Annotated in this window: 23 protein-coding genes; 11 read left to right on the top strand and 12 right to left on the bottom strand. The window is 60.8% G+C overall.

Annotation, left to right across the window (positions count from 1 at the left end):
- The first annotated feature begins 103 nt into the window (after positions 1-103).
- Both JOE39_RS12700 and JOE39_RS12695 read left to right on the top strand, forming a co-directional pair.
- Entirely contained in the window at positions 104-415 is a 312-nt protein-coding gene (locus JOE39_RS12700; protein ID WP_003314526.1) for a DUF485 domain-containing protein, read from the top strand.
- Positions 412-2,070: a cation acetate symporter gene (locus tag JOE39_RS12695; RefSeq protein ID WP_010421599.1), complete on the top strand. Its 1,659-nt coding sequence runs from the start codon at positions 412-414 to the stop codon at positions 2,068-2,070. The genes JOE39_RS12700 and JOE39_RS12695 overlap by 4 nt, the downstream gene beginning before the upstream one ends.
- A 118-nt stretch (positions 2,071-2,188) precedes the next feature.
- Here the strand turns inward: JOE39_RS12695 and JOE39_RS12690 are convergent, their stop codons facing one another.
- Complete coding sequence (locus tag JOE39_RS12690) at positions 2,189-2,347, bottom strand: DUF3309 family protein (protein ID WP_002552554.1); 159 nt, start codon at positions 2,345-2,347, stop codon at positions 2,189-2,191.
- 316 nt (positions 2,348-2,663) lie between these two features.
- Between JOE39_RS12690 and JOE39_RS12685 the strand changes: the two genes are divergently transcribed.
- The 4 genes from JOE39_RS12685 (at position 2,664) to csrA (ending at position 4,761) form a co-directional block, all read left to right on the top strand.
- Entirely contained in the window at positions 2,664-3,041 is a 378-nt protein-coding gene (locus JOE39_RS12685) for a DUF2784 domain-containing protein (protein WP_024648668.1), read from the top strand.
- Positions 3,042-3,143: 102 nt separating this feature from the next.
- Positions 3,144-3,959: an SDR family oxidoreductase gene (locus JOE39_RS12680; RefSeq protein WP_003393233.1), complete on the top strand. Its 816-nt coding sequence runs from the start codon at positions 3,144-3,146 to the stop codon at positions 3,957-3,959.
- Between the two features lie 104 nt (positions 3,960-4,063).
- On the top strand, positions 4,064-4,396 hold the full coding sequence (locus JOE39_RS12675; protein ID WP_210077301.1) for a YnfA family protein: 333 nt from the start codon (positions 4,064-4,066) through the stop codon (positions 4,394-4,396).
- A 170-nt stretch (positions 4,397-4,566) separates the two neighbouring features.
- Positions 4,567-4,761 (top strand): carbon storage regulator CsrA, encoded by a 195-nt coding sequence (gene csrA / locus JOE39_RS12670; RefSeq protein ID WP_003314532.1) that lies wholly within the window; start codon positions 4,567-4,569, stop codon positions 4,759-4,761.
- Between the two features lie 58 nt (positions 4,762-4,819).
- Here the strand turns inward: csrA and JOE39_RS12665 are convergent, their stop codons facing one another.
- The 4 genes from JOE39_RS12665 to JOE39_RS12650 all read right to left on the bottom strand — a co-directional run bounded on the left by JOE39_RS12665 (position 4,820) and on the right by JOE39_RS12650 (position 9,915).
- Positions 4,820-5,047 carry a YheU family protein gene (locus tag JOE39_RS12665; protein WP_003314533.1) on the bottom strand — a complete coding sequence of 76 codons (228 nt, stop codon included), beginning with the start codon at positions 5,045-5,047 and terminating at the stop codon, positions 4,820-4,822.
- A gap of 67 nt (positions 5,048-5,114) precedes the next feature.
- Entirely contained in the window at positions 5,115-6,311 is a 1,197-nt protein-coding gene (locus tag JOE39_RS12660) for an osmoprotectant NAGGN system M42 family peptidase (RefSeq protein ID WP_003314534.1), read from the bottom strand.
- Between the two features lie 79 nt (positions 6,312-6,390).
- Complete coding sequence (gene ngg / locus JOE39_RS12655) at positions 6,391-8,139, bottom strand: N-acetylglutaminylglutamine synthetase (RefSeq protein WP_024664149.1); 1,749 nt, start codon at positions 8,137-8,139, stop codon at positions 6,391-6,393.
- Between the two features lie 3 nt (positions 8,140-8,142).
- Positions 8,143-9,915, bottom strand: coding sequence for an N-acetylglutaminylglutamine amidotransferase (locus JOE39_RS12650; protein ID WP_003402540.1), 1,773 nt, complete (start codon positions 9,913-9,915; stop codon positions 8,143-8,145).
- 420 nt (positions 9,916-10,335) lie between these two features.
- On the opposite strand from JOE39_RS12650, the gene JOE39_RS12645 reads away from it, so the two are divergent.
- Positions 10,336-10,476 carry a hypothetical protein gene (locus JOE39_RS12645; protein WP_232924159.1) on the top strand — a complete coding sequence of 47 codons (141 nt, stop codon included), beginning with the start codon at positions 10,336-10,338 and terminating at the stop codon, positions 10,474-10,476.
- 25 nt (positions 10,477-10,501) lie between these two features.
- Here the strand turns inward: JOE39_RS12645 and JOE39_RS12640 are convergent, their stop codons facing one another.
- From JOE39_RS12640 to mnmC, 4 genes are all read right to left on the bottom strand, one after another.
- Positions 10,502-11,581, bottom strand: coding sequence for a lipocalin-like domain-containing protein (locus tag JOE39_RS12640; RefSeq protein WP_024664150.1), 1,080 nt, complete (start codon positions 11,579-11,581; stop codon positions 10,502-10,504).
- Positions 11,571-14,051 (bottom strand): ABC transporter permease, encoded by a 2,481-nt coding sequence (locus JOE39_RS12635; RefSeq protein ID WP_004416700.1) that lies wholly within the window; start codon positions 14,049-14,051, stop codon positions 11,571-11,573. The genes JOE39_RS12640 and JOE39_RS12635 overlap by 11 nt, the downstream gene beginning before the upstream one ends.
- Entirely contained in the window at positions 14,051-14,719 is a 669-nt protein-coding gene (locus JOE39_RS12630; protein WP_004416701.1) for an ABC transporter ATP-binding protein, read from the bottom strand. The genes JOE39_RS12635 and JOE39_RS12630 overlap by 1 nt, the downstream gene beginning before the upstream one ends.
- Positions 14,720-14,889: 170 nt before the next feature.
- Positions 14,890-16,914 carry a bifunctional tRNA (5-methylaminomethyl-2-thiouridine)(34)-methyltransferase MnmD/FAD-dependent 5-carboxymethylaminomethyl-2-thiouridine(34) oxidoreductase MnmC gene (gene mnmC, locus JOE39_RS12625; RefSeq protein ID WP_024664151.1) on the bottom strand — a complete coding sequence of 675 codons (2,025 nt, stop codon included), beginning with the start codon at positions 16,912-16,914 and terminating at the stop codon, positions 14,890-14,892.
- 148 nt (positions 16,915-17,062) lie between these two features.
- Between mnmC and pap the strand changes: the two genes are divergently transcribed.
- Positions 17,063-18,559, top strand: coding sequence for a polyphosphate:AMP phosphotransferase (pap, locus tag JOE39_RS12620; protein ID WP_004416703.1), 1,497 nt, complete (start codon positions 17,063-17,065; stop codon positions 18,557-18,559).
- 38 nt (positions 18,560-18,597) lie between these two features.
- On the opposite strand, the gene JOE39_RS12615 is transcribed toward pap, so the two are convergent.
- Both JOE39_RS12615 and JOE39_RS12610 read right to left on the bottom strand, forming a co-directional pair.
- Positions 18,598-19,011 carry a YbaN family protein gene (locus JOE39_RS12615; RefSeq protein ID WP_210077303.1) on the bottom strand — a complete coding sequence of 138 codons (414 nt, stop codon included), beginning with the start codon at positions 19,009-19,011 and terminating at the stop codon, positions 18,598-18,600.
- 10 nt (positions 19,012-19,021) lie between these two features.
- On the bottom strand, positions 19,022-19,609 hold the full coding sequence (locus JOE39_RS12610; protein ID WP_003314545.1) for a YecA family protein: 588 nt from the start codon (positions 19,607-19,609) through the stop codon (positions 19,022-19,024).
- A 179-nt stretch (positions 19,610-19,788) separates the two neighbouring features.
- On the opposite strand from JOE39_RS12610, the gene recQ reads away from it, so the two are divergent.
- From recQ to JOE39_RS12595, 3 genes are all read left to right on the top strand, one after another.
- Positions 19,789-21,918 (top strand): DNA helicase RecQ, encoded by a 2,130-nt coding sequence (gene recQ, locus JOE39_RS12605; protein ID WP_024961117.1) that lies wholly within the window; start codon positions 19,789-19,791, stop codon positions 21,916-21,918.
- A gap of 93 nt (positions 21,919-22,011) precedes the next feature.
- On the top strand, positions 22,012-22,446 hold the full coding sequence (locus JOE39_RS12600) for a MarR family transcriptional regulator (protein WP_003363288.1): 435 nt from the start codon (positions 22,012-22,014) through the stop codon (positions 22,444-22,446).
- 95 nt (positions 22,447-22,541) lie between these two features.
- Positions 22,542-24,755: a FimV/HubP family polar landmark protein gene (locus JOE39_RS12595; RefSeq protein WP_057445713.1), complete on the top strand. Its 2,214-nt coding sequence runs from the start codon at positions 22,542-22,544 to the stop codon at positions 24,753-24,755.
- Between the two features lie 32 nt (positions 24,756-24,787).
- On the opposite strand, the gene JOE39_RS12590 is transcribed toward JOE39_RS12595, so the two are convergent.
- Complete coding sequence (locus JOE39_RS12590; RefSeq protein WP_003393205.1) at positions 24,788-25,138, bottom strand: topoisomerase DNA-binding C4 zinc finger domain-containing protein; 351 nt, start codon at positions 25,136-25,138, stop codon at positions 24,788-24,790.
- Positions 25,139-25,267: the final 129 nt, after the last annotated feature.

Genomic DNA, 25,267 nt, shown 5'->3' with positions numbered 1-25,267 from the left:
CCACAGCTAATGTCGTTCTAATACTAAGGTCGTCTGGAGTGCGCGCCGGACCCGACTAAAGTGCATTACGTGACATCTCATCTGTGCTGCGAGGACAAAAACAATGAACGACAGCATTTACCTCTCGATTCAAAACAGCCCCCGTTTCAAGGAGCTGGTCTCCAAAAGAGAGCGTTTCGCCTGGATTCTCTCGGCGATCATGCTTGGCCTGTATGCGGCCTTTATTCTTTTGATTGCTTACGGACCCCATATTCTGGGGGCCAAACTAAGTCCCACTTCGACCATTACCTGGGGAATGCCGATAGGCGTAGGGCTGATCCTTTCCGCGTTCATATTGACCGCCATCTATGTTCGCCGTGCCAACGGTGAATTCGATGACCTGAACAACGCGATCCTCAAGGAGGCTCAGCAATGATCCGGCGCCTATCAGCAGCACTTGGCCTGGCCGCCTTCGCGCCGACCCTCTGGGCGGCAGACGCGTTGACGGGTGCAGTGCAGAAACAACCCCTGAACGTCGCCGCGATCGTCATGTTCGTGGTCTTCGTCGCTTTCACGCTGTACATCACCTACTGGGCATCGAAAAAGAACAAGACTGCGTCGGACTATTATTCGGCAGGTGGCAAGATCACCGGCTTCCAGAACGGTCTGGCGATTGCCGGTGACTACATGTCGGCAGCGTCCTTTCTGGGGATTTCCGCACTGGTCTACACCTCCGGCTACGATGGCCTGATCTACTCGATCGGCTTCCTGGTGGGCTGGCCGATCATCCTGTTCCTGATCGCCGAACGCCTGCGCAACCTGGGTAAATATACCTTTGCCGACGTGGCCTCGTACCGCCTCAAGCAAAAGGAGATTCGCACCCTGTCTGCCTGCGGCTCGCTGGTAGTGGTGGCGTTTTACCTGATTGCGCAGATGGTGGGTGCCGGCAAACTGATCCAGCTGCTGTTCGGTCTTGACTACGCCGTTGCGGTGGTGCTGGTCGGTATCCTGATGTGCCTCTATGTGCTGTTCGGCGGCATGCTCGCCACCACCTGGGTGCAGATCATCAAGGCGGTGATGTTGCTGTCCGGTGCGTCGTTCATGGCACTGATGGTCATGAAGCACGTCAACTTCGACTTCAACATGCTGTTCTCCGAAGCGATCAAGGTTCACCCCAAAGGTGAAGCGATCATGAGCCCTGGCGGGCTGGTGAAAGACCCGATCTCGGCGTTCTCGCTGGGTCTGGCCCTGATGTTCGGTACTGCCGGCCTGCCACACATCCTGATGCGCTTCTTCACCGTGAGCGATGCCAAGGAAGCCCGCAAGTCGGTGCTCTACGCGACCGGCTTTATCGGCTACTTCTACATCCTGACCTTCATCATCGGTTTCGGCGCGATCCTGCTGGTCAGCACCAATCCGGCGTTCAAGGATGCGGCAGGCGCCTTGCTGGGCGGTAACAACATGGCGGCGATTCACCTCGCCGATGCCGTCGGAGGCAGTCTGTTCCTGGGCTTCATCTCGGCAGTCGCCTTCGCCACCATTCTGGCAGTGGTTGCCGGTCTGACCCTGGCGGGTGCTTCGGCGGTTTCTCACGACTTGTATGCCAGCGTCATCAAGGCAGGCAAAGCCAACGAGAAGGACGAGATCCGTATCTCGAAAATCACCACCATCGCCTTGGCGGTCGTGGCGATCTTTCTGGGTATTGCCTTTGAAAGCCAGAACATCGCCTTCATGGTGGGCCTGGCGTTCTCGGTCGCGGCAAGCTGCAACTTCCCGATCCTGCTGCTTTCCATGTACTGGAAAAACCTGACCACCCGTGGCGCCATGATTGGCGGCTGGATGGGCCTGATCAGCGCAGTGGTGCTGATGGTGCTGGGTCCGACCATCTGGGTGCAGATACTGCATCACGAGAAAGCCATTTTCCCTTACGAATACCCGGCGTTGTTTTCCATCGCCATTGCCTTCGTAGGGATCTGGTTCTTCTCCATCACCGACAAGTCGAAAGCGGCGGAGGGCGAGCGCGCTCTGTTCTACCCGCAATTCGTCCGCTCGCAGACCGGGCTGGGTGCCAGTGGTGCGGTTTCACACTAAGGCATGAGTGTTATGAACTAAGCAGCCTTCGGGCTGCTTTTTCATGGGCGATAAAAAACCCCGCTTGAAAAAGCGGGGTTTCTTATTGGCTACATGCGCTGCTGCGTGGAGCAGCAGGTCATATCTTGCCGAGCAACACCAGAATCAGCAGGATCACCAGGATCGTACCGATGATGCCCGACGGACCGTAGCCCCAGCTGCGCGAGTGCGGGAATACTGGCAAACCGCCAACTAGCAGCAGAATCAGAACGATGATAAGAATAGTGCCGATGCCCATGGTGAGTTCCCTCTTTACATTAATGTTAATTAGCAGATGCAGTTGAAACGTCACACCGAACGGTATGAAGTGGCCTGCTTGACTCATCGGACTCTGGGCGTTGGAGAAAGGTTCGATCTATTTTAAATAATTTATTACACATTTTAAAATCATTGAAAGTCAGAGGCTTACCGTATTTTTGTCTGACAATAAATGGGGCTTTTTTTGACTTGGCGCGTTTGAATCGGTCTTAAAAACAATTGAACTAAAGACCCTGGAAAGTCTCAGCGCGATGCGAACTTTCTACCTGAGGCATGGCCCGCAAGAGGACACAATGATGGTTTATCGAGTGGCGGCGGATGCCGTGGTCGTGTTTCATCTACTGTTCATTGTGTTCGTCCTGTTCGGCGGACTGCTGGTATTGAGAAGGCCCTGGCTGGCACTGCTGCACGTTCCTGCTGCGGCCTGGGGGACAGCGGTCGAGTTTCTGCACCTGTATTGCCCGCTGACACCGCTGGAAAACACCCTGCGCAGCAACGCTGGAGGGCAGGGCTATACCGGGGGCTTCGTTGAGCATTATCTGATCCCGCTGATTTACCCGGCCGGGCTTACGCCGGGCATGCAGCTTTGGCTGGGTGGCATCGTCGTGCTGCTAAACGTGTCGGTGTATGGCCTGTTGCTGCTCCGTTATGTGGCCCGGTCCAGGCGTTCATAGGGCTGCGGTTTGCTCCAGGCATTCAGCGTCTTGATGGTGGGTTTGTGGTGCTTCTAGTGTGATTACACTCAGACAACTCCTGCACATCACAAGGCACTCGCTATGCAAAACCGCATCATGATTACTGGCGCCGGCTCAGGTCTGGGTCGTGAAATTGCACTGCGCTGGGCACGCGAAGGGTGGCGGCTGGCACTCTCGGACATCAATGATGCCGGCTTGCAGGAGACCCTTGCGCTGGTACGCGAAGCGGGTGGTGACGGCTTCGTACAGCGTTGCGACGTTCGCGATTACAGCCAGCTCACCGCGTTTGCTCAAGCGTGCGAACAGCGTTTTGGCGGCATCGACGTCATCGTCAACAATGCGGGGGTGGCTTCCGGGGGCTTCTTCAACGAGTTGTCGCTGGAGGACTGGGACTGGCAGATCGCGATCAATCTGATGGGGGTGGTCAAGGGCTGCAAGGCGTTCCTGCCGATGCTGCTGGCCAGCAATGGCCGGATCATCAACATCGCCTCGATGGCAGCGCTGATGCAGGCGCCGGCGATGAGCAATTACAACGTCGCCAAGGCCGGGGTCGTCGCGCTTTCCGAGAGCCTGCTGGTCGAGTTGCATGACCAGGGGATTGGTGTTCATGTGGTCTGCCCGTCGTTCTTTCAGACCAACCTGCTGGATTCCTTCCGCGGCCCCACGCCCGCGATGAAGGCGCAGATCGGCAGGTTGCTGGAGAAGTCGCCGATCACCGCCGGGGATATCGCCGACTGCATCTTCAGGCAGGTCGGCGAAGGCGAGTTCATGATCCTGCCTCACGAAGAAGGCCGCATGGCCTGGGAAATGAAACGCAAGCAGCCACAGGCGATGTATGACGAAATGACTGTCATGTGCGCCAAGATGCGCGCCAAGGCGCAGAAGGGGCATGCCTGACTGACCCGGACGCTCCGCGTCCTCTTGGGTGGTATCAAGGTCATGACCGCACTGTTTTCTGATAGGGTTGCGTGCATATTTCAGCCCTGACCTGTGAAGCTTTCATGCTCAATTACCTGTGGTTCTTCCTTGCCGCCCTGTTCGAGATATTCGGTTGCTATGCCTTCTGGCTGTGGTTACGGCAAGGCAAGAGTGCGCTGTGGGTGATTCCTGCGCTTGTCAGCCTGACGGTGTTTGCACTGTTGCTGACACGTGTGGAGGCGGCTTATGCGGGCCGAGCCTACGCGGCGTATGGCGGGATCTACATTGTCGCGTCGATTGCCTGGCTGGGCCTGGTCGAGCGGGTCAGGCCATTGGGCACGGACTGGCTGGGTCTGGCTTTCTGCGTCATCGGTGCGACCATCATTCTGCACGGGCCGCGTTGGTCCGCCGCTTGATTAACCACAGCCGCGAACGACATTTCCCACTGATTTGGCCGGAAAGTAAGACGTTTCCTTCAGTCTTTTCCGGTGCTGTTGCAGGACGTTACTGATTTGCCATCAGTGCATTGAAGCGCCGTGTCTCGCCATGCACCCTGCCTCTTTTGCGCAACGCAAGGGTGGGAAAAATGCTGGTACTGACGCGGGAAATTGGCGAAACGTTTTCCATCGGTGATGACATCACCGTGCAGATCCTGGGGATCAACGGCAATCAGGTCAGGCTCGGGATCAATGCCCCGAAAGACGTCAAGGTTCACCGCGCCGAGGTCTACAAACGAATTGCCAGGACGCTTGCCCAACAGGCAACAACGCCGCTTCAGTGAGCGGCGTTGTCAGCAAACGATGTTTTAGGTGAATGACCTGACGCAGGCCCTGCAGGGGCTATTCGAAAAACTCCTTCGGCACGTCGTGCTTGAGCATCAGCTGACACTGCTGGCTCTCAAGGTCGAAAAAGATCACCGCCTGACCCTTGGTCAACGCATGACGCACGCGCAATACCCGGGTTTGCAGGGGTGTTTCGTCGCCATTATCGGTGCCCTCACGGGTGACGAAGTCCTCGATCAGGCGAGTGAGGGTGTCAGGTTCCAGTTGGTCGTAGGGGATCAGCATGGCGGTTCTCGTGTCGATGAGCGGCGATGATAGAACTGCGGTGCCGTGCACCGCAATTCACAGGGCCTCAACTCTCTTCGCGATTCTGCCCGATAAGGCTGTCAACGGGTGGCACGCGGGTATCGGATTCCATCTGCGCATCGTGCTCAATCTGATGGCTGAAGCGCTCCAGCGAGCTCTGCGCTGGTTTGGCATCGCTGGCGAATACCGGCGGGCTGAGGATGTAGGCACCCAGCAACTTGCTCAGCGCTGCCAGACTGTCGATATGCGTGCGCTCGTAGCCATGCGTCGCGTCACAGCCGAAGGCCAGCAGGGCGGTGCGGATGTCATGCCCCGAGGTCACGGCCGAGTGCGCATCACTGTAGTAATAGCGGAACAGGTCACGGCGCACCGGCAACTCGTTGTCCACGCCCAGCCGCAGCAGATGGCGGGACAGGTGGTAGTCGTAAGGACCGCCCGAGTCCTGCATCGCCACGCTGACGGCGTGTTCGCTGGAATGTTGACCCGGCGCAACCGGTGCAATGTCGATGCCGACGAACTCGCTCACGTCCCAAGGCAGTACACCCGCTGCGCCCGTCCCGGTTTCTTCGGTGATGGTGAACAGCGGGTGGCAGTCGATCAACGGCTCGGCACCGCTTTCGACAATGGACTTCAGGGCGGCGAGCAGTGCTGCCACACCGGCCTTGTCATCCAGGTGACGGGCACTGATGTGTCCGCTCTCGGTGAACTCCGGCAGCGGGTCGAAGGCCACGAAGTCACCGATGCCTATGCCCAGTGATTCGCAGTCGGCGCGCGTGGTGCAATAGGCGTCCAGGCGCAGCTCGACGTGGTCCCAACTGATCGGCATTTCGTCCACGGCGGTGTTGAACGCGTGACCGGACGCCATCAGCGGCAGAACGCTGCCACGGATCACGCCGGTGTCGGTGAACACGCTGACCCGGCTGCCTTCGGCAAAGCGGCTCGACCAGCAGCCGACCGCAGCCAGCGCCAGGCGGCCGTTGTCTTTGACTTCCCGAACACTGGCACCAATGGTGTCCAGGTGCGCCGATACGGCCCGGTCAGGGCTGTTCTGCTTGCCCTTCAGTGTGGCGCGGATGGTGCCGCGGCGGGTCAGTTCGAACGGGATCCCGAGCTCTTCGAGTCGCTCGGCCACGTAACGCACAATGGTGTCTGTGAAGCCGGTGGGGCTTGGGATCGCGAGCATTTCCAACAGAACTTTCTGCAGGTATTTCAGATCCGGATCGGGGATATTTGCAGGGGTCATGGATGCTCCTTATGGAACAGTTGCAAGCCACGGGCTGCAAAGGCTGATGCGCCTCTTGCAGCCGTGCCCGCAGCTGCGATCAGATATGCACAGGCAGGCTGTGCGGAAACAACAGATCGACGAAACGTTCGGCGGTGGGTTGCGGTTCGTGATTGGCAAGCCCTACGCGTTCATTGGCTTCGATGAACACGTATTCAGGCTGATCGGCGGCCGGCACCATCAGGTCCAGGCCGACGACCGGGATGTCCAGCGCCCGCGCGGCACGCACCGCTGCGTCGCTGAGCACCGGGTGCAGAATGGCCGTTACATCTTCCAGGCAGCCGCCGGTGTGCAGGTTGGCAGCACGGCGCACGGCCAGGCGCTGATCCATCGGCAGAATATCGGCATAGTCGAAACCGGCCTCGCGCACTGTGCGCTCGGTTTCCTGATCCATCGGAATACGGCTTTCGCCATCCGTTGCTGCGGCGCGGCGTCGGCTTTGGGCTTCGATCAACTGTTTGATGGTGTGGCGGCCGTCACCGATGATTTCAGCCGGACGGCGTATCGCCGCAGCCACGACCTGAAAGCCGATCACCACGATGCGCAAGTCCAGGCCTTCATGAAAGCTTTCCAGAATCACGCGAGTGTCGAACTGGCGGGCCTGCTCGATAGCACTCTGTACATCGTCAATGGTGCGCAGATCGACCGCTACGCCCTGGCCTTGTTCACCGTCCAGCGGCTTGACCACGATTTGCCCGTGCGCTTCGAGAAACGCCAGATTGTCGTCTGCGCTGCCCGCCTTTTGCTGCGCGGGCAGGCGCAGGCCGGCAGCCTTCAGGGCACGATGGGTCAGGCTCTTGTCCTGACACAGGGTCATGCTCACCGCGCTGGTCAGATCGCTAAGCGATTCGCGGCAGCGTATACGACGACCGCCGTAGCTGAGGGTGAACAGCCCGGCATCCGCATCATCCACCTGCACGTCAATGCCGCGCCGATGGGCTTCCTCTACAATGATCCGCGCATACGGATTGAAGTCCGCCTGCGGGCCAGGGCCGAGAAACAACGACTCGTTGATACCGTTCTTGCGCTTGATGGCGAAGGTCGGCAGGTTGCGGAAATTCAATTTGGCGTACAGCGCCTTGGCCTGATCGTTGTCATGCAGCACCGACAGGTCGAGGTAGCTGAGGCCGCGACTCATGAAGTGCTCGATCAGGTGCCGAACCAGCACTTCGCCGACACCCGGCCGCGTGCATTGCGGATCAACCGCCAGGCACCAGAGGCTGCTGCCTTTCTCCGGGTCATTGAAGGCCTTCTGATGATTGAGGCCCATGACGCTGCCGATGATCGTCTTGCTGCCTTCGTCCTCGGCCACCCAATACACCGGGCCACCTTCGTGGCGCGGGGTCAGCAACTCGGGGTCGATGGGCAACATGCCGCGCGCCAGATACAGGTTGTTGATGGCCTGCCAGTCGTTCTCGTTGTGCGCACGGCGGATACGGTAGCCGCGAAACACACGCTGCGCCGGGCGGTAATCGCTGAACCACAGACGCAGCGTGTCCGACGGGTCGAGAAACAACTGCTGCGGCGATTGCGCCAACACCTGTTGCGGCGCTGCCACATACAGCGCGATGTCGCGCTCGCCGGGTTTTTCGTTGAGCAGGTCCTGAGCCAGCGCTGCCGGATCAGGGTAGGTGTGACCGATCAGCAAACGTCCCCAGCCACAGTGCAGCGCCAGAGGGTCTGCATCTATCTGGCTGCCGTCTTCAGCGAGTCGTGCCTGCAGACGTTCGTACGAGGGCGACTGGCCGCGCAACAGGCGCTGGCTATAAGTCGTCGCGTTCTGTTTCATCGATCACAGTCCCTGTTCGCTGAGCCAAAGGTTCAGCGCTGCCAGTTGCCACAGCTTGGAGCCGCGCAATGGCGTGAGCTGGCCCTCGGGGTTGGTCAGCAGCTTGTCGACCATCGCAGGGTTGAACAGGCCGCGGTCCTGACTGGAGTCGGTCAGCAACTCGCGCACCCAGTTAAGCGTGTCGCCCTGCAAGTGTTTGAGGCCAGGCACCGGGAAGTAGCCTTTTTTGCGATCGATCACTTCCGAAGGAATGACCATGCGCGCAGCTTCTTTCAGCACCTGTTTGCCACCGTCGGGCAGCTTGAATTTACCCGGAATGCGAGCCGACAGTTCGACCAGACGATAGTCAAGGAACGGCGTGCGCGCTTCCAGGCCCCAGGCCATGGTCATGTTGTCGACACGCTTGACCGGGTCATCGACCAGCATCACGGTGCTGTCCAGACGCAAGGCCTTGTCGACGGCAGCGCTGGCGCCTGGCTGGGCAAAGTGATCGCGAACGAAATCACCGGCGGCGTCATTGGCAGTGCGCCACTTCGGCTGCACAGTCTCGGCGTATTCTGCGTAGCTGCGGTCTACAAATGCATCGCGGTAGGCTGCAACCGGATCGCTTGCGCCGTCGACTTGCGGGTACCAGTGGTAACCGGCGAACAGTTCGTCGGCACCCTGGCCGCTCTGTACCACCTTGCAGTGTTTCGACACTTCACGCGACAGCAGGTAGAAGGCGATGCAGTCGTGGCTGACCATCGGCTCGCTCATGGCGCGGAACGCCGCAGGCAACTGCTCGATGATCTCGCGTTCCTGAATACGCAACTGGTGATGGCGCGTGCCGTAATGCTTGGCGATCAGGTCGGAATACTGAAATTCGTCGCCACGCTCGCCGCCGGCATCCTGGAAGCCGATGGAGAAGGTCGACAGGTCCTCGACACCCACTTCACGCAGCAGACCTACCAGCATGCTCGAGTCGACGCCGCCGGACAGCAGCACACCGACGTCCACTGCAGCACGCTGACGGATCGCTACCGCTTCACGCGTACTGTCCAGTACGCGGTCGCGCCAGTCTTCGAGGGTGAGGTTTTTCTCGTCTTCGTGCGGGCCGTAGGGCAGCGTCCACCAGACTTTCTGTTCGACCTTGCCGCTGGCGTCGATACGCATCCAGCTGGCTGGCGGAAGTTTTTCGACGCCGGCCAGCAAGGTGCGCGGCGCAGGCACCACCGCATGGAAGTTGAGGTAATGGTTGAGCGCCACCGGATCAAGCATCCCGCTAATGTCACCACCTTTGAGCAGGGCAGGCAGCGAGGATGCGAAGCGCAGGCGCTTGTCGGTTTTCGACAGGTACAACGGCTTGACGCCGAGGCGGTCACGGGCGATGAACAGCTGCTTGCTGTCACGTTCCCAGATGGCAAAGGCGAACATGCCGTTGAGCTTGGGCAGCATGTCTGCGCCCCATGCGTGATAGCCCTTGAGCAACACTTCGGTGTCACCGCCGGAATGGAACTGATAGCCAAGGCTTTCCAACTCGGCACGCAATTCAGGGAAGTTGTAGATCGCGCCGTTGAAGGCCAGGGACAGGCCCAGATTGCTGTCGATCATCGGCTGCGCCGAGCCGTCCGACAGGTCCATGATTTTCAGGCGACGATGACCAAGGGCAACCGGCCCCTGGCTGTGAAACCCCCACGCATCCGGGCCGCGAGGCGCCAGCTCATGGGTAATGCGTTCAACAGCGGCTAGGTCCGCTGGTTGATGGTCGAAACGTAATTCACCTGCTAATCCGCACATAAGTCCTTACCGGGTTTCCGTTGGGGAGGTGACTGAGAAAGTGCAGTCACCCAGAAACTGACCCAGTGAGGGCATGGTAGTTTTAGATCAAAAAGTTATAAGCGTTTGTTTTCAGCTGGCTGGCAACGTGCTCTGGAATTGATGCGCTAACTGGGTTCGGTTTGCTGTCGTGCTTACCGCACCCGCTTTAAGACGGATTTTTCTGGCATGTAAAGCGGATTCGGCTCATTGACGGTGATGTTTGCAGCACGCTAGTTTGGGGCCTATGAAAGCACGCCAACTCACTCGGCATACATAAAGGAGTATCGATATGAACAAGCACATTGCACAGGTTTGCGAAGAGTACGAAGGCTTTTAAACCCGTTCAGGAATTTCAAATGGAGGCCCCGATCGGTCTCCATTTTTTATGAGAAAAATCATATGGATATGTGTCTGGCTCTGGCCGAACTGCTGGCAAAAGAAGCGCTTCGCAATGTTCTTCTGTTCTGCGGAGTGCTCACTGCGATCGTTTCGATGTACATGGTGTTGGCTCTCGCAGCGCCAACAGGTGTTTCGAATTGAAAGCGCAACCGCCAGCAGGATCCGCTCAATACCCGGTCATCTCCAGATACCCCACACCTTCCTGACTCCCGCTGAACTTCACCGGCCCCTCCCAGTAGGGAATACTCACGCCCATCCAGGCGGCCGGGTTCAGCGCGTCGGTGGTGATGTCCAGGTTTCGGTCGGGGACCCTGACTCTCCAGCGGGTGGGCACTTTATGCTCGCCGATCAAGGTTTCCTTCAATGGCTCCAGACTGATTTCGTTGGCGTGCAGCATCCGGGTGGTGCCGTCGGCGCTGATCCAGTTACCGGTCAGGTAGGGGGCACCGCCCTTGTGGCGGATGCGATAGAGCATCAGGCGATCGCCGTCTGCCAGTTGCAGCGAAAACCAGTCCCAGCCGCTCTGGTTGGCGGTCAGTGGCTGGCTGCTCCATTCCCGGTCCAGCCAGGCGTGGCCGGTGACCTGATAGGACTTGCCCTGTATTTCCACGCTGCCTTTGGCGTCGAAGAACGGCTGGCTGTAGTAGTACGACGCCTGGCCCGCCTCCGATTTCTGGCTGTAGCCCTGTTCGCCCTGCAGCACCAGCGGTTTGCTGGATGTCAGGTTCAGGTCGTAGCGAAAGTCCTTGCCGCTGGCCTTCAGTCGCATGGCAGTCAGTGGATCACCACTGCGGACATTGCTGGTCAAGGCCCAGTCATCGATCCACGCCGAGAAGGGGGCCAGCGTCACGTCGGCCTGACCGATGCCGCCGCGCGCATAACGCTCCGCCACATAATGACCACTGCTTGAAGTCGCCGCCGCATGGCCGAGCCAGATCGTGCCGTCATTCCAGCCGCTGCCAGTCTGTTGGCCGGGGCGCAGGGCATTGCGAAACAACGTCCACTGCACGCCGAACTGCTGGCCCGCGTCATCCTTGAGGGTGGCGGTGATGTACCACCACTCGATACGAAAGCCGGGATGCTGGCCGTGGTCTTGCGGGAATGTAAAGACCTTGCCCGGCGTCACCTGCGCGTAACTGTCGGCGGTATTGCCCAGTCCGGCGAATCCGCTTTCAGGTTGTGGTTTGTCGTCGCAGGCAGCGAGCAGCCCGACGAGGACCAGCGGCATCAGCCATTTACTGTTCATTGGCGAATGTCCTGAGTAGATCCGCTGGACGGCTGCGGTACAGCTTCAGCAGCGGCCAGGCCGAGGCCAGCAAAGTCGCCAGCATCGCCAGCGCCATCAATTGCAGCAGTTGCAGCGGGAACACCTGCAGCGGCAGGCGCCAGCCAAAGGCGCGAACGTTGATCACCGCATCCAGGCACCAGGCCAGCAGCAGCCCGAGTGGCAGCGCGAGCACCAGTGTCAGGACCGCCAGCAGCCAGGTCTGTCCCAGGTTGAGCAGCATCAGTTGCCGTCGCGTGACGCCCAGCGCCCATAACGGGGCGAGCTGCCCGAGGCGGCTCTGGCTTTGAGTCAGCAGGCTGATGAACAGCGCCACGCCAGCAACGCCCAGTGTCAGGCTGTTGAGAGCGGCAGTGGCGGCAAACGTACGTTCAAAGACCTGGCTCGACCAACCCTTGAGCTGGCTCTGATCGATGATGTGATTGTCGTCCAGCTTGAAACGCGCTTGCAGCCGGGTGACCAGCGACGGGATTGCCGCCTGATCGACCCTCAGGTTGAAACGCACCGGCATCGATTGCGGCCAGTGGGCGAGCAGGTGCCGGGCATTGACCAGAAGATGTCCCTTGGGGTTGCCATAGTCGGCATAGATCCCGACGATGCGCGGGGTCCACTTGCCAGTGGGCACCGGGATGCTCAGCGTATCTTCCAGCCCCAGTTGCAGGCGGCGTGCCAATTGTTCGCTGAGCATCACCGTGTCTTCATCGCGCAAAACATTCCACGGATCACCAGCGACGGATTCCAGCAATGCCCAGTGCTGGCGATAGGTGCCGTGATCGATCACACCAAACAGGTCGGCAGGCCAACCCTGGACTTGCACCGGCACCTGCCAGTTGGGCAGCACGGCGCTGACATCCTGTTGCTGGCTCAGCCAGGTGTTCAGCGGCCCGGCCTGCTCGGGGTTCTGCGGGCTGACATACAGTTCAGCGGTCAGGCGTTGCTCCAGCCAACTATTGAATGTCTGGCGAAAGCCCGAGGTCATGCTGCCTGCGCCGATGTTCGCGGCCATCGCCAGCAACAGGGCCATCAGCGCCAGGCTCAGGGCGGGCAACTGTTGACGGCAATCCGCCAGAAACCATTGCCCGAGCACCGAGCGGCTGCGCTTCAACAGGCCGCCAAGCATGGCGTCCAGCAAAACCGGCAGGGCCAGCGCGGCGCTGAGCAGCAGGGCGGACATCATCACAAACCCCAGCATCAGACTGGTGCCGAACAACAGCGCGCTCACGGCAACCACCGCGCCCAGCACCGCCACCCAAGCCTGGCGCTGCAACCACCGCGCATGGGCTTGCTGCCATGCCTGGGCATCGGCCAGTGCCAGCAACGGCAGGCGCGCAGCCCGCAACAGGCTATTGGCACCGGCCAGCAACGCACCAAGCAGACTCAGGCCGATACCGCTCAGCCACCACCACAGACTGAGGTTCAACTGGCCGGCGACCTCCGCGCCGTACAAGCCGCGCAGGCTGGCCGCGACATCCGGCAATAACAGGCTGGCCAGCAGATAGCCGCTGACCACGCCAAAAATACCGCCCAACAGCGCCAGTGCCCCAAGTTCTACGCCCAGCGCAGCGATCAACAGACGTGCGCTGACGCCACAGGCACGCAGGTTGCGCAGCAGGCCACGGCGCTGTTCAAGGGCCAGGCCAATGGCGGCGTGGACAATGAACAGGCCGACGATGAAGGACAGTACCCCGAGTGCGTTCAGATTCAGATGGAAGCTTTCGGTGAGGCGCTCCAGATTGTTTTCTTCGCCGCTTTTCTTGATCACCAGCAGGTCATTCAGGGCTGCCGGTAGCACGGGGTTCTGCCGGGCAAAATCCTTGGCCAGCAAGAGTGCGGACAACTGCCCTGGCTGGCCCAGCAGCGGTTGCGCAAAGCCTATGTCCGTCAGCAAAACACCGGGCGCCATGTCGGGTTTGGCGTGCAAGGGGGGCAGCGCGACGCCGGTTTCGGTCAGCGGCTGCTGGCCTTCCTCAAGCCCCAGCGCTTGCAGGGTCTGCGGCGCAATCCAGGTCATGCCCGGCGGTGTGAGGAAGTCCACGACCTGTTCGGCGTTCAACGTCTGTCCGGCCAGTGCCGAGCCGGGCGGCAAGGTCACCGGCTCGATACCCATCAGTTGCAGGCGACGGTCTTCACGCCCTTTAAGCACGATACGGCCTTGCAGCATGGGCGACACGGGCCAGCCTTCGCGGCGCAGCTCGATAAACAATGCTTGCGGGAACAGCCCGCCGCTGCTGGCGGTGATACGGGTCTGCGGCTCGCCGCCAATCAACTGGCTGGCACGCTGGTAGCTTTCCCGCGCCTGGCTATTGAGCGCCTGCACGCCTGTGAGCAGCGCGGTGGCCAGCCACAAGCCGGTCAGCACACTGAAAAACTGCACCGGATGACGGCGCCAATGGCTCAGCAGGGCGCGCAGCGTCCAATAGAAAACCCGCATCAGCGTTTGCCTTCGTCAGCCAGACGCCCCAGATGCAGCACTACTTTGCGCGACAGCCGCTGCGCGACGCGCGGGCTATGGGTGACCATCAGCAGACTGGTAGGGCTGTCGGCGAGGATATCCAGCAGCAGTTGCAGCACCTCGTCGCTGGTGGCTTCGTCGAGATTGCCGGTGGGTTCGTCAGCCAGCAGCAGGCCGGGTCGCGAGGCGAGGGCGCGGCCTATCGCTACACGTTGCTGCTGTCCGCCGGAGAGTTGTTCGGGATAGCGATCCAGCAGCGCGGCCAGGCCCAGTCGCTCGATCAAATGCGCCTGCCAGGCTGCATCAACGCGCCCGGCCAGCCGTGCCTGAAACGCCAGGTTGTCGGCTATTTTCAGGCTGCCGATCAGGTTGAACTGCTGAAACACCAGACCGATCTCGGTACGCCGCCAGTTGGCCAACTGGCTTTCGTTCATCAGGTCCAGACGCTGGCCTGCGACCTCGATGCTGCCATCGTCGACCTGATCCAGGCCCGCCACCAGATGCAGCAAGGTGCTCTTGCCACTGCCGGACTCACCCATCAACGCCAGGCTTTCGCCCTGTGCCAGATGCAGATCGACACCACGCAAGACATCCAGCGGTCCCTGTGCCGTGGTGTAGCGCTTGAATACGTTTCGCACTTGCAGCATGAGCAACCCAATCGTTCTGACAGACGCTCAAGAGTAGCGCCTGAGCGTGCTCGTAGGAAATATCGTGCGACGCTCTGCGTCGTCATGCCGTTCAGGACGCTTTGCGTCTTCTTTGCGACGCAGAGCGTCGAGAGCTGTATTCCCACGCTGGAGCGTAGGGAACGATCATCTCAACTAGCGTGCGATGCTCCACGTTGGTCCTGCTTTTCAGGCGACTTCCCGCCGCCGCGAATCAGCCCGCGCAGCGCGAACCGGTTGGGGTGACAGGCCTCGGCCACGCTACGTGGCAAAGGCAGTGGTTCGTTGTCGAGCCAGGCGGCGATCAGTTCGCCACACAGCGGCGCGGTGATCAGCCCGCGCGAACCGTGGCCGCTGTTGACGTACAGGCCGTCCAGCCACGGGCAGGCGCTGTCCGGCACCTGACGTGCATCCTTGCCCAGTGCGGCATAGGCCTGCATGAACGCCTTGCGGTCGGCCAGCGGACCGACGATGGGCAGATAATCCGGGCTGGTACAGCGAAACGCCGCGCGCCCCTGCAATTGTTCGGGCGATAAAGCGGCGGCCTCAAGGCGTGAAGTGAGGTCTTCCGAAATCTCCCGCAACAGCCCCAGATTGTCCAGATGATCGGCCAGGTTCGGCGTCAGATCAGTGCTGTTGAAATCGAAACTGGCGCCCAGCGTATGTTCGCCCAGGCGCGCCGGAGCCACATAACCCTCGGCGCACACCACGCTGCGCAATGCCGCGCTGGCCTGAGTCTGCGGCAAACGGGTGATCTGCCCGCGGATGCGTTTGAGCGGCAAATCGGCGCTCTGCGAAAACTGCTGGATATCAGCTGCCCCGGCCAGCACCACGACCGGAGCGCTGTCGATCAACCGTTCCTCACTCCAGACCTGCCACTGATCATCGACACGTCTCAGCTCCAGTGCCTGCTGATGAGCGATCAGGCTGATATTGGCGTGCGCAGCCTGTGCGTGACACAACGCAGGCGGATGAACCCAGCCACCTTCGGGGTAAAACAGCCCGCCACTGTTCAGCGCAACGCCGCTCTGCGCTTCGGCCGCAGGCTGGTCCAGCAGGTGCAGGAGTGATTCGGGGAAGGCATCGGCCAGTTGTTTCTGGCGCAGCGCTTCCTTGTCGTCGAAGGTCAGTTGCAGCACCCCGCAAGCGTCCCAGTCGACCCCGCGCTGCAAGCGTTCAAGCAGCCTTCGTGTATGACCGAAACCGCTGAGGATCAACTGTGACAGCGCTGTACCGTGCGCCGACAGTTTCAGGTACAGCACGCCCTGCGGGTTGCCGGATGCTTCCTGTGCCGGTGCGGCGTGGCGCTCCAGCAGGCTGACCTGCCAACCGCGTTGCGCCAGACTCTGTGCCGTGGCGCAGCCGGCCAGCCCCGCGCCAATCACCAGCGCTTTACGCTCGCCGCCAATCGGCGCGGGGCGGGCGAACCAAGGCTTGGCAGCAGGGGGGAGCGCTACGTCCTCTGGCCAAGCGATAAAAGCGCCACGCAGGACTTCCCATTTGTGGCCGATGCCCGGCACGCGCTTCATCTTGAACCCTGCCGCATTCAGCGAGCGGCGCACCCAGCCGGTGCTGGTGAAGGTGCCTATCGTGGTGCTCGATGTGGACAGGCGCGCCAGTTCGGCAAACAGCTCGGGGGTCCACATTTCCGGGTTTTTCGCTGGCGCAAAACCGTCGAGAAACCAGGCGTCCACCTGCCCGTCCAGTTGCGGCAGCATCTGCAGCGCATCGCCGATCAGTAGCGTAAGCGTCACGCGGCCGCCCGCGAACACCAGACGCTGAAAGCCTTCATGCACAGCCACATACTGATCGAGCAATTGACCCGCAAACGGCGACAGCTCGGGCCACAACGCCAGGGCACGCTGCAGGTCGGCATGGCTCAACGGGTATTTCTCGACGCTGACGAACTGCAGGCGCGCAATGGCGGGCGCGCACTCCTCGAACAACTGCCAGGCACAAAGGAAATTCAGCCCGGTGCCGAAGCCGGTTTCACCAATGATCAACCGGCCTTCATCCGGCAATTCGGTGAAGCGCCGGCGCAGGTCGTTCTGCACCAGAAACACATGGCGCGTTTCGTCCAGACCGGACTCGGTGGAAAAGTACACGTCGGAAAAATCGCGGGAACGCGGGTTGCCGTGTTCGTCCCAGTCGATCTGGGCGTGGCGGGTAATGGTCATGTCGGGCTCAGCGAAGGCAGTGGCGGCATTTTAGCCGTCTGCGCAGAGAAAAGTGCTATCAAGGATGTGCGGATTGACCGATGCCTGCAATCAATGGTCACAATCTCCATCAGGCGTTCTCTGAGCCCACATCAATCAGGAGCTGTGCATGTTTGAATCCGCTGAAATCGGTCATGTCATTGACGATGAGACTTACGAGGCAGCGTTGCCGCAACTGCGCGAAGCGTTGCTCGAAGCGCAGATAGACCTGCACGAGCAGGCTGGTCGCCAGATCATCGTGCTGATCAACGGCATAGAAGGCGCGGGCAAGGGCGAGACCGTCAAACTGCTCAGTGAGTGGATGGACCCGCGCCTGATCGAGGTGCGCACCTTCGATCAGCAGACCGACGAAGAACTCGCTCATCCGCCCGTCTGGCGCTACTGGCGGCAATTGCCGGCCAAGGGCCGCATGGGTATTTTCTTTGGCAACTGGTACAGCCAGATGCTCCAGGACAGGGTTCACGGGCGCTTCAAGGACGCCGTGCTCGATCAGGCCATCAGCGGCGCCGAACGTCTGGAAAAGATGCTCTGCGATGAAGGCGCGCTGATCTTCAAGTTCTGGTTTCACCTGTCCAAAAAACAGATGAAGCTGCGCCTCAAGACCCTCAAGGATGATCCGTTGCACAGCTGGCGCATCAGCCCGCTGGACTGGCAGCAGTCCAAGACCTACGACAAGTTCGTGCGCTTCGGCGAACGGGTCCTGCGTCGCACCAGTCGTGAATACGCCCCCTGGCATGTGATCGAGGGTGTGGACGCCAACTACCGCAGCCTGACCGTCGGCCGCCTGTTGCTGGAAGGCATGCAGGCCGCGCTGAACAAGGCCGAGCCCGAGACCGCTGCGCTGACTGTCGGGCCGCTGGCGATTCACAGTAACGAGCTGACCCTGCTCGACAGCCTCGACCTGAGCCTGAACCTGAGCAAGGACGATTATCAGCAACAGTTGATTACCGAGCAGGCGCGGCTGTCCGGCAACATGCGCGACAAGCGCATGAAAAGCCACGCGCTGCTGGCAGTGTTTGAAGGCAACGATGCGGCAGGCAAGGGCGGTGCGATCCGACGTGTGGCGGCGGCACTGGACCCGCGTCAATACGCCATCGTGCCGATCGCCGCGCCCACCCAGGACGAGCGCGCGCAACCGTATCTGTGGCGTTTCTGGCGGCAGATACCGGCGCGCGGCAAATTCACCATCTTCGATCGCTCGTGGTACGGCCGCGTGCTGGTTGAGCGGGTCGAGGGTTTTTGCAGCGAGTCGGACTGGAAGCGCGCGTATTCGGAAATCAATGACTTCGAAGAGCAGCTCACCGACGCAGGCGTTGTGGTGGTCAAGTTCTGGCTGGCCATCGATCAGCAGACCCAACTGGAGCGTTTCAAGGAGCGCGAAAAGATCCCGTTCAAGCGCTACAAGATCACCGAGGACGACTGGCGCAACCGCAAGAAATGGCCTGACTACCGCCAGGCAGTCGGCGACATGGTGGATCGCACCAGCACCGAAATCGCGCCGTGGACATTGATCGAGGCCAACGACAAGCGCTGGGCCAGGGTCAAGGTGTTGCGCACCCTCAACGAAGCGCTGGAAGCGGCGTTCGCCAGGGACAAGAAGAACTGATGGTCTGAGCGTTGCGGTGGCGTCGGTTTTACTCGGCGCTACCTCTTGCAACCGCCCGGCGGGCGCGTCTTCTGCCTGAGGATATAGATCGTCATCAGCACTGCGCTGGTCAGCATGAAGACCCGTGCCCAGGGTGAGGGCGCCAGGTAGCAGGACAGGCTGATGCTCAGCCACATCAGGCCGATGGCGTAGACCTTGCCCTTGAGCGGGATGCCGTTGCCTTCGAGGTAATCACGAATCCACGGACCGAGTTGCGGGTGGTTGACCAGCCAGTCGTAGAAGCGCGGAGAGCTGCGCGCGAAGCAGGCCGCGGCCAGCAGCAGAAAAGGCGTGGTGGGCAGCACCGGCAGGAAAATACCGACCACGCCCAATACCACGCTCAGCCAGCCAATCGCTACAAGCAGATAGCGCACCGACCGGTGACGGCTGGTGCGCGGTGAGCCTTGCGCCATAGGCGCCGACTCAGTGATGGCGGGGCTTGAGGATCGCCGGCTTTTCGTCCGGTGCCTGGCAGAGCAGGTACAGGGCGGTCAGCGCTTCGGGGATCTGCACGATCATGTCGTCCATCAGGTTGGCGTCCTGGGCGATGTCGGCGAACTCCGGCTGTTCGTCGAACAGGCCCGAACCGACCATGATCGGCAGGAGCATTTCGCTGACTTCTTCCTCGGCACTTTCAAACCAGGCGTTTTCACGCAGGAACACGCCTTCCATGAAGCCGATGCACCAGCCGCGCAGGTCGGAATCATCAGGGTCGTCGCCCAGGTCCAGATCGCACGGCAGCTCGAACTCTTCGTCCGAAGCCAGCTGGCGGGCAATGTGTGCCTTGAGGGCAATCAGCGTCGCTTCGACTTCTGTCTGTTGCGCTTCGCTGGAGTACTGCGGCGGCTCGGAGAACAGCGCGTCGATCCACTCGCGCTCCGGCACCTCTTCAGCGCAGATTGACAAGGCGGTCAGGTAGCCATGCGCGGCCACGTAGTCCAGTGCTTCTTCGTGCAGTTCATCTGCATCGAGGAAGACTTGCAGGCGGGTTAATTGCTCAGCGAAGGACATGGAAGCGCTACCTTGAAAATATAAACGATGCTGGATTCTAGGCCCTGAGCGTCCGTGGCGCCAGCGCGCAGGCCAATTGCAGTTAATTTCGACCGCTCATGTCCCAGTCATCCATTGCTCCCGAGCGCTCGGGTATACTCCCCCGTTTTGCAGTGCAGCAGGATATTCCGGGGTTTTTTATGCTTGAGCAGGCACAACGCGTACTTAAAGACATCTTCGGTTACGACAGCTTTCGTGGTCGCCAGGGTGCCATTATTGAGCGCGTAGCCAGCGGTGGCGATGCGCTGGTGCTGATGCCCACCGGTGGCGGCAAGTCCCTGTGTTTTCAGGTACCAGGGCTGTTGCGCGACGGGCTGTGCGTTGTTGTGTCGCCACTCATCGCGCTGATGGACGACCAGGTTGCCACGCTGGATGAACTGGGCGTATCAGCCGCTGCACTCAACTCGACGCTCAGCGCCGAGCAGCAGCGCGAACTGGCCAATCGCATTCGCCTGGGCGAAGTCAAAATGCTTTACCTCGCCCCGGAGCGCCTGGTTCAGCCACGCATGCTGTCATTCCTGCAAAACCTCAAGATTGCCCTGTTTGCCATCGACGAAGCGCACTGCGTGTCGCAATGGGGTCATGACTTCCGCCCGGAATACCTGCAACTGGGTCAACTGGCCGAGCTGTTTCCGGATGTACCGCGCATCGCGCTGACCGCCACCGCCGACAAGCGCACCCGCGAAGAAATCGTCACGCGTCTGCACCTGCAGAACGCCGAGCGCTTTCTGTCCAGTTTCGACCGGCCCAACATCTTCTATCGCATCGTGCCCAAGGAACAGCCGCGCAAACAGCTGCTGGCCTTTCTTTCCGAACGCCGCAGCGACGCCGGTATCGTCTATTGCCTCTCGCGCAAGAAGGTCGATGAGGTCGCCGTCTTTCTCAGTGACAACGGCTACCCCGCGCTGCCTTATCACGCTGGTCTGCCGTCCGAAACCCGGGCGGCCAACCAGAAGCGCTTTCTCAACGAGGAAGGGCTGATCATGGTCGCGACCATCGCGTTCGGCATGGGCATCGACAAGCCCAACGTGCGTTTTGTCGCGCACATGGACCTGCCCAAATCGCTTGAGGCTTATTACCAGGAGACCGGTCGGGCAGGGCGTGACGGTCTGCCCGCCGATGCCTGGATGGCCTACGGTCTGCAAGACGTGCTGATGCTCAAGCAGATGCTGCAGAACTCCGAAGGCGACGAGCGTCACAAGCGGCTGGAGCAGCACAAGCTCGATGCGATGCTGGCCTTATGCGAAGAAACCCGTTGCCGTCGGCAGACCCTACTGGCCTATTTCGACGAAGACATGCCCAACCCGTGCGGCCATTGCGACAACTGCGTCGATGGCGTGCAGACCTGGGATGCCACCGAACCTGCGCGTCAGGCGCTGTCGGCCATCTACCGTACCGGCCAGCGATATGGCGTCGGTCATCTGGTCGACGTGTTGCTCGGCAAGTCCAATGACAAGGTAGAGAGCTTCGGTCATCAGCACCTGTCGGTGTTCGGCGTCGGCAAAGCGCGAACCGAGTCCGAGTGGCGCTCGCTGTTCCGCCAACTGGTTGCACGTGGTCTGGCGGACATCGATCTTGAAGGCTATGGCGGCCTGCGCCTCAGCGAAACATGCCGCCCTTTGCTGCGTGGCGAAGTTTCTCTGGAACTGCGCCAGGACCTCAAGCCACAAACCACATCGAGAAGCAGTTCCGGCAGCCCGGCCAGTCAACTGGTGCGTGGCGAAGAGCGCGAGCAGTGGGAAGCCCTGCGTGCCCTGCGGCGCAAGCTGGCCGAAGAGCACGGTGTCCCGCCTTACGTTATTTTCCCGGACTCGACCCTGCTGGAAATGCTGCGCAGCAAACCCGGATCGATGGCCGAGATGGCCAAGGTCAGCGGTGTGGGTGCGCGCAAGCTGGAGCGTTATGGCGAAGCCTTTCTCGAAGTGCTCAGCGGCAAGGCCGAGGCACCACGGGTGGTCGCCGATGTGCGTCACGAACTGATCAGCCTGGCGCGCGCAGGCATGACCCCGACGCAGATCGCCGGTCAGTTGCAGTGCTCGGAAAAAAATGTCTACACCCTGCTGGCCGAAGCCATCGGTAAGCAGCAGTTATCCATTGAGCAGGCGCTGGACTTGCCGGAGGACCTGCTGGGTGAAGTGCAGGATGCCTTTCTCGATGGAGAAGGGGAACTGCCGCCGGTGTCGGCGATTGCCGAGCAGTTTGCCGGGCGGGTGCCGGAGGGTGTGTTGTATTGCGTACGCGCAGCGCTGCAATCGGAGTTTGAGGTATAACGGCGTGCGACGGAGCGTCACCGTCCCGTGCTTGCTTGAACATAAGGACCATGCTTAGCTCGCTAATAATTAGTTTTAATCACGAGTGTCCTTATGCCAATGACTGATGAACATCGTTTCGGGATGCAACTCGGACACCTCACGCGAGGCTGGCGTGCGGAGCTGGATCGCAGGCTGGCCGATCTTGGCCTGTCTCAGGCTCGCTGGCTGGTCCTGCTGCACCTCGCGCGCTTCACCGAGCCGCCCACCCAGCGCGAGCTGGCGCAGAGTGTGGGCGTAGAAGGCCCCACCCTGGCGCGCTTGCTTGACAGTCTTGAAAAACAGGGCCTGGTGCAACGTCAGGCGGTGCTTGAGGATCGACGTGCAAAAAAGATCCTGCTCAGTGACACGGCATTGCCCCTGATCGAAAAAATTGAAAACATCGCCAATGTATTGCGTATCGAGTTGTTCGAGGGCGTGAGCGAAGAGGATCTGCGCGTCAGCATGCGTGTGCATTCGCAGATTCTGGCCAATCTGGAAAGATCCTGAGACGAAGCTGCGCATTCTCAACCATAATCGTTAAACGGATACTGACGTCCATTTGATTACGTGAGAAGCCTGCCGTGGTTTCCATAAGGGTTCGCATGCTGAAGAGTTCACTGGCTGCTGTCGAAGGTGCAGGTCGCAGGGCGCGCGGGGCGTTTGGCAGGGGCGTGTTAGCGGTCTCGTTACTGACCTGCTCCACGTTGGCGTCTGCGTTGGGCCTGGGTGAAATCACCTTGCACTCGGCGCTCAACCAGCCATTGAATGCCGAGATCCAGCTGCTGGAAACCGGCGGTCTGAGCAATGAAGACGTGGTCGCCCGGCTCGCATCGCCCGAAGCGTTCGCCAAGGCGGGCATGGAACGCGTGTTCTTTCTCAATGACCTGCGCTTCACGCCGATACTGCGCGGTGATCGCGGCGTGATTCGGGTGGTGTCCAGCAAACCGGTCACCGAACCCTACCTGAGTTTTCTCGTCCAGTTGGCGCGGCCGAATGGCGATTTGCTGCACGAATACACGCTGCTCCTCGATCCTGCCACCTCGGCGCAAGGCCTGGCTGCCACGCGCAGCCGCAACCAGCAGCGCTCGGCCACCTCCGCTTCGGAAAGCCGCATGCCGGTCGCGCCACCGGCGGCCGTGCAGGGCAAACGCTATACGGTGGCCAGTGGCGACACGCTCAATGGTATCGCCAGCCGCTTGCAGGGACCGGGCAACAAGGTGTCGGCAAGCCAGCTGGCGGACGGTATTCGTTCGCTCAACCCGCAAATCTTCGCCGCAGGCGCCGGGTCTGCGCTCAAAGTTGGCCAGGACCTGTTGCTGCCGGACGCCGCAGTGCTGCCGACCGCGGCAGCGCCTGCCGCAAGCGCTGCCGCGCCGTCGCCAAAGCCTGTCGAATTGCAGCGTACCGCCGAGCAGTTGTCGGCCGCTGCCATCGAAAACCAGCAATTGACTCAGTCACTGGAGGCGCTCAAGGCGCAGACGCAGGAATTGCAGGAAGAGATGAGTGGCAAGGACAAACAGATCATCGCCTTGCGCAGTGATCTGGCCGCTGCGCAATCCGCGGCCACGCCAGCTGCACCGGCAACAGTCACGCCTGCACCTGTCAGTCCTGCCGCTGCGCCTGCCGCCCCTGCTCAACCTGTTGCTGCGTCGGGCAGCGATTCATTCCTCAGCCTGCCGATACTGCTCGCTGCCGTATTGATCGTGCTGCTGCTGGTGGCGTTTGCTTATTCGAAACGACGTCAGCAGCGCAAGGAGTCCATAGCGTCCGCTGTCAGCCCGGATGACCAACTGATCAAGCCCGCTCAGGCATCCATGCTTCCGGTGTTCGAAGTGCCTGCTGTTGCGCCGCAGCCCGTGGTGCAGAGCCCATCGACGCCGGCACCGGCCAAGCCATCGCCAGCACAACGCTCGCCTGGCGCTGCTCCGGATGCGCTGGATGGCGTGAGCATTTACATCGCCTACGGACGCTTCACCGAGGCGATGGGTATTCTGCGCAGCGCCCTGGAAACCCAGCCCGAGCGTGATGACATACGCATTCGCCTGCTGGAGTTGCTGGCGGAGCAGGGCGACGGCAGTGGTTTCGTTCGCGAAGAACAGGCTGCGCTGGAGCATGGCGTCGATCCGCAGACCATTCAGGACATCCGCGATCGCTTCCCGCAGCTAAAGGCTGCCGAGATCGCTCCCGTAGCGGCTGTTGTGCCGGCTGTCGCGGTAGCAGCCAGCACATTGTCTTTCGATAAATCCGAGCCAGAGCCTGAGCTCTACCTGCAGCCCGAGGCTGAGCCAGAACCCGCCGCGCAGCTGGATGAAAGCGCCGCTGCGGCGCTGAACCCGCAGCACGCCGACGAGTTTCAGTTGAACCTGGACGACCTGTCGATGGACGCCGACTGGGATCTGGTCGATCCATTCGACAGCCCGCCGCCGCGTGCCAAGCCTGCCGCTGCGCCAGCGCCCGCTGAAGTCGATCCCGGTTTTTCTTCGGACCTGACTCAACTGCCGGAGGTCTTCGAGCTCTCGGATGAACAGTTCCTCAGTGACTTCTCCGAGCCCGAGGTGGTCGAGCCAGTCGAAGTACTTGCGCCATCTGCCGCCGACGGCCTGAGTGACGATTTCCTCGACAGTTTCATGAACGATGACGCCGATTTCGACCTGCTGGATCTGGAAGAACCGCCGCTCAGCCAGATCAATCAGGCGCAAGTGCTGATTGAGGACGGCGATCTCGAATCGGCCCGTGAAATCCTCCAGCAGATCATTGACGAGTCCGATGAGGAGCATCGGCGCATGGCCCGCGAGCTGTTGGCCAACATCAGCTAAGCGCAGCGTGTAAGGGGCGACCGGTCCTGCGTTCAGCGAAAGATCGGTCGGATCCCCCGGCATTTCGGGTAGGCCACACAACCCCAGAACTCCCCGGCGTTCTTGCCGGTGCGGGCCACCTTGATCACCATGGTTTTCCGACAGTGCGGGCACGCAGGCGCCGCCGGCTTTGCCGTGGGTGTTGGCGGCGCAGGTTTGTGGGGCTTTTTGCCAGGGTTGGCGCGGCGGGTTCTGACTGGCGCTTGCGGTTCAGGCAATTGCGCTGCAGGCGTAGCGGGCTCCGGGTGCTGTTGCCGGTTCGGTGTGCCTCCCGCAACCCGGCTCAATAACCCGCGCAGTTTCTTGATAAGTGCTTGCAGCGCAGAGGTCGTGTTGTGTGCCATGGGGTTGCCTTGGGTCTGTGCCTTGGGCCGGGATGCGATCAGGTGCCGCATGGTGCAGGCATCCTCCTTGCGGCGCAAACACCTTACGCCGCTCTCATTCCTGCCGTTTCTTGAGTGACGTAATCCCCA

It is taken from the genome of Pseudomonas sp. PvP100, from assembly GCF_017833055.1.
Classification (GTDB): Bacteria; Pseudomonadota; Gammaproteobacteria; order Pseudomonadales; family Pseudomonadaceae; genus Aquipseudomonas; species Aquipseudomonas syringae.
The sequence above is the reverse complement of the archived record's forward strand: the minus strand, read 5'-3'. Positions and strand labels throughout refer to the sequence as shown.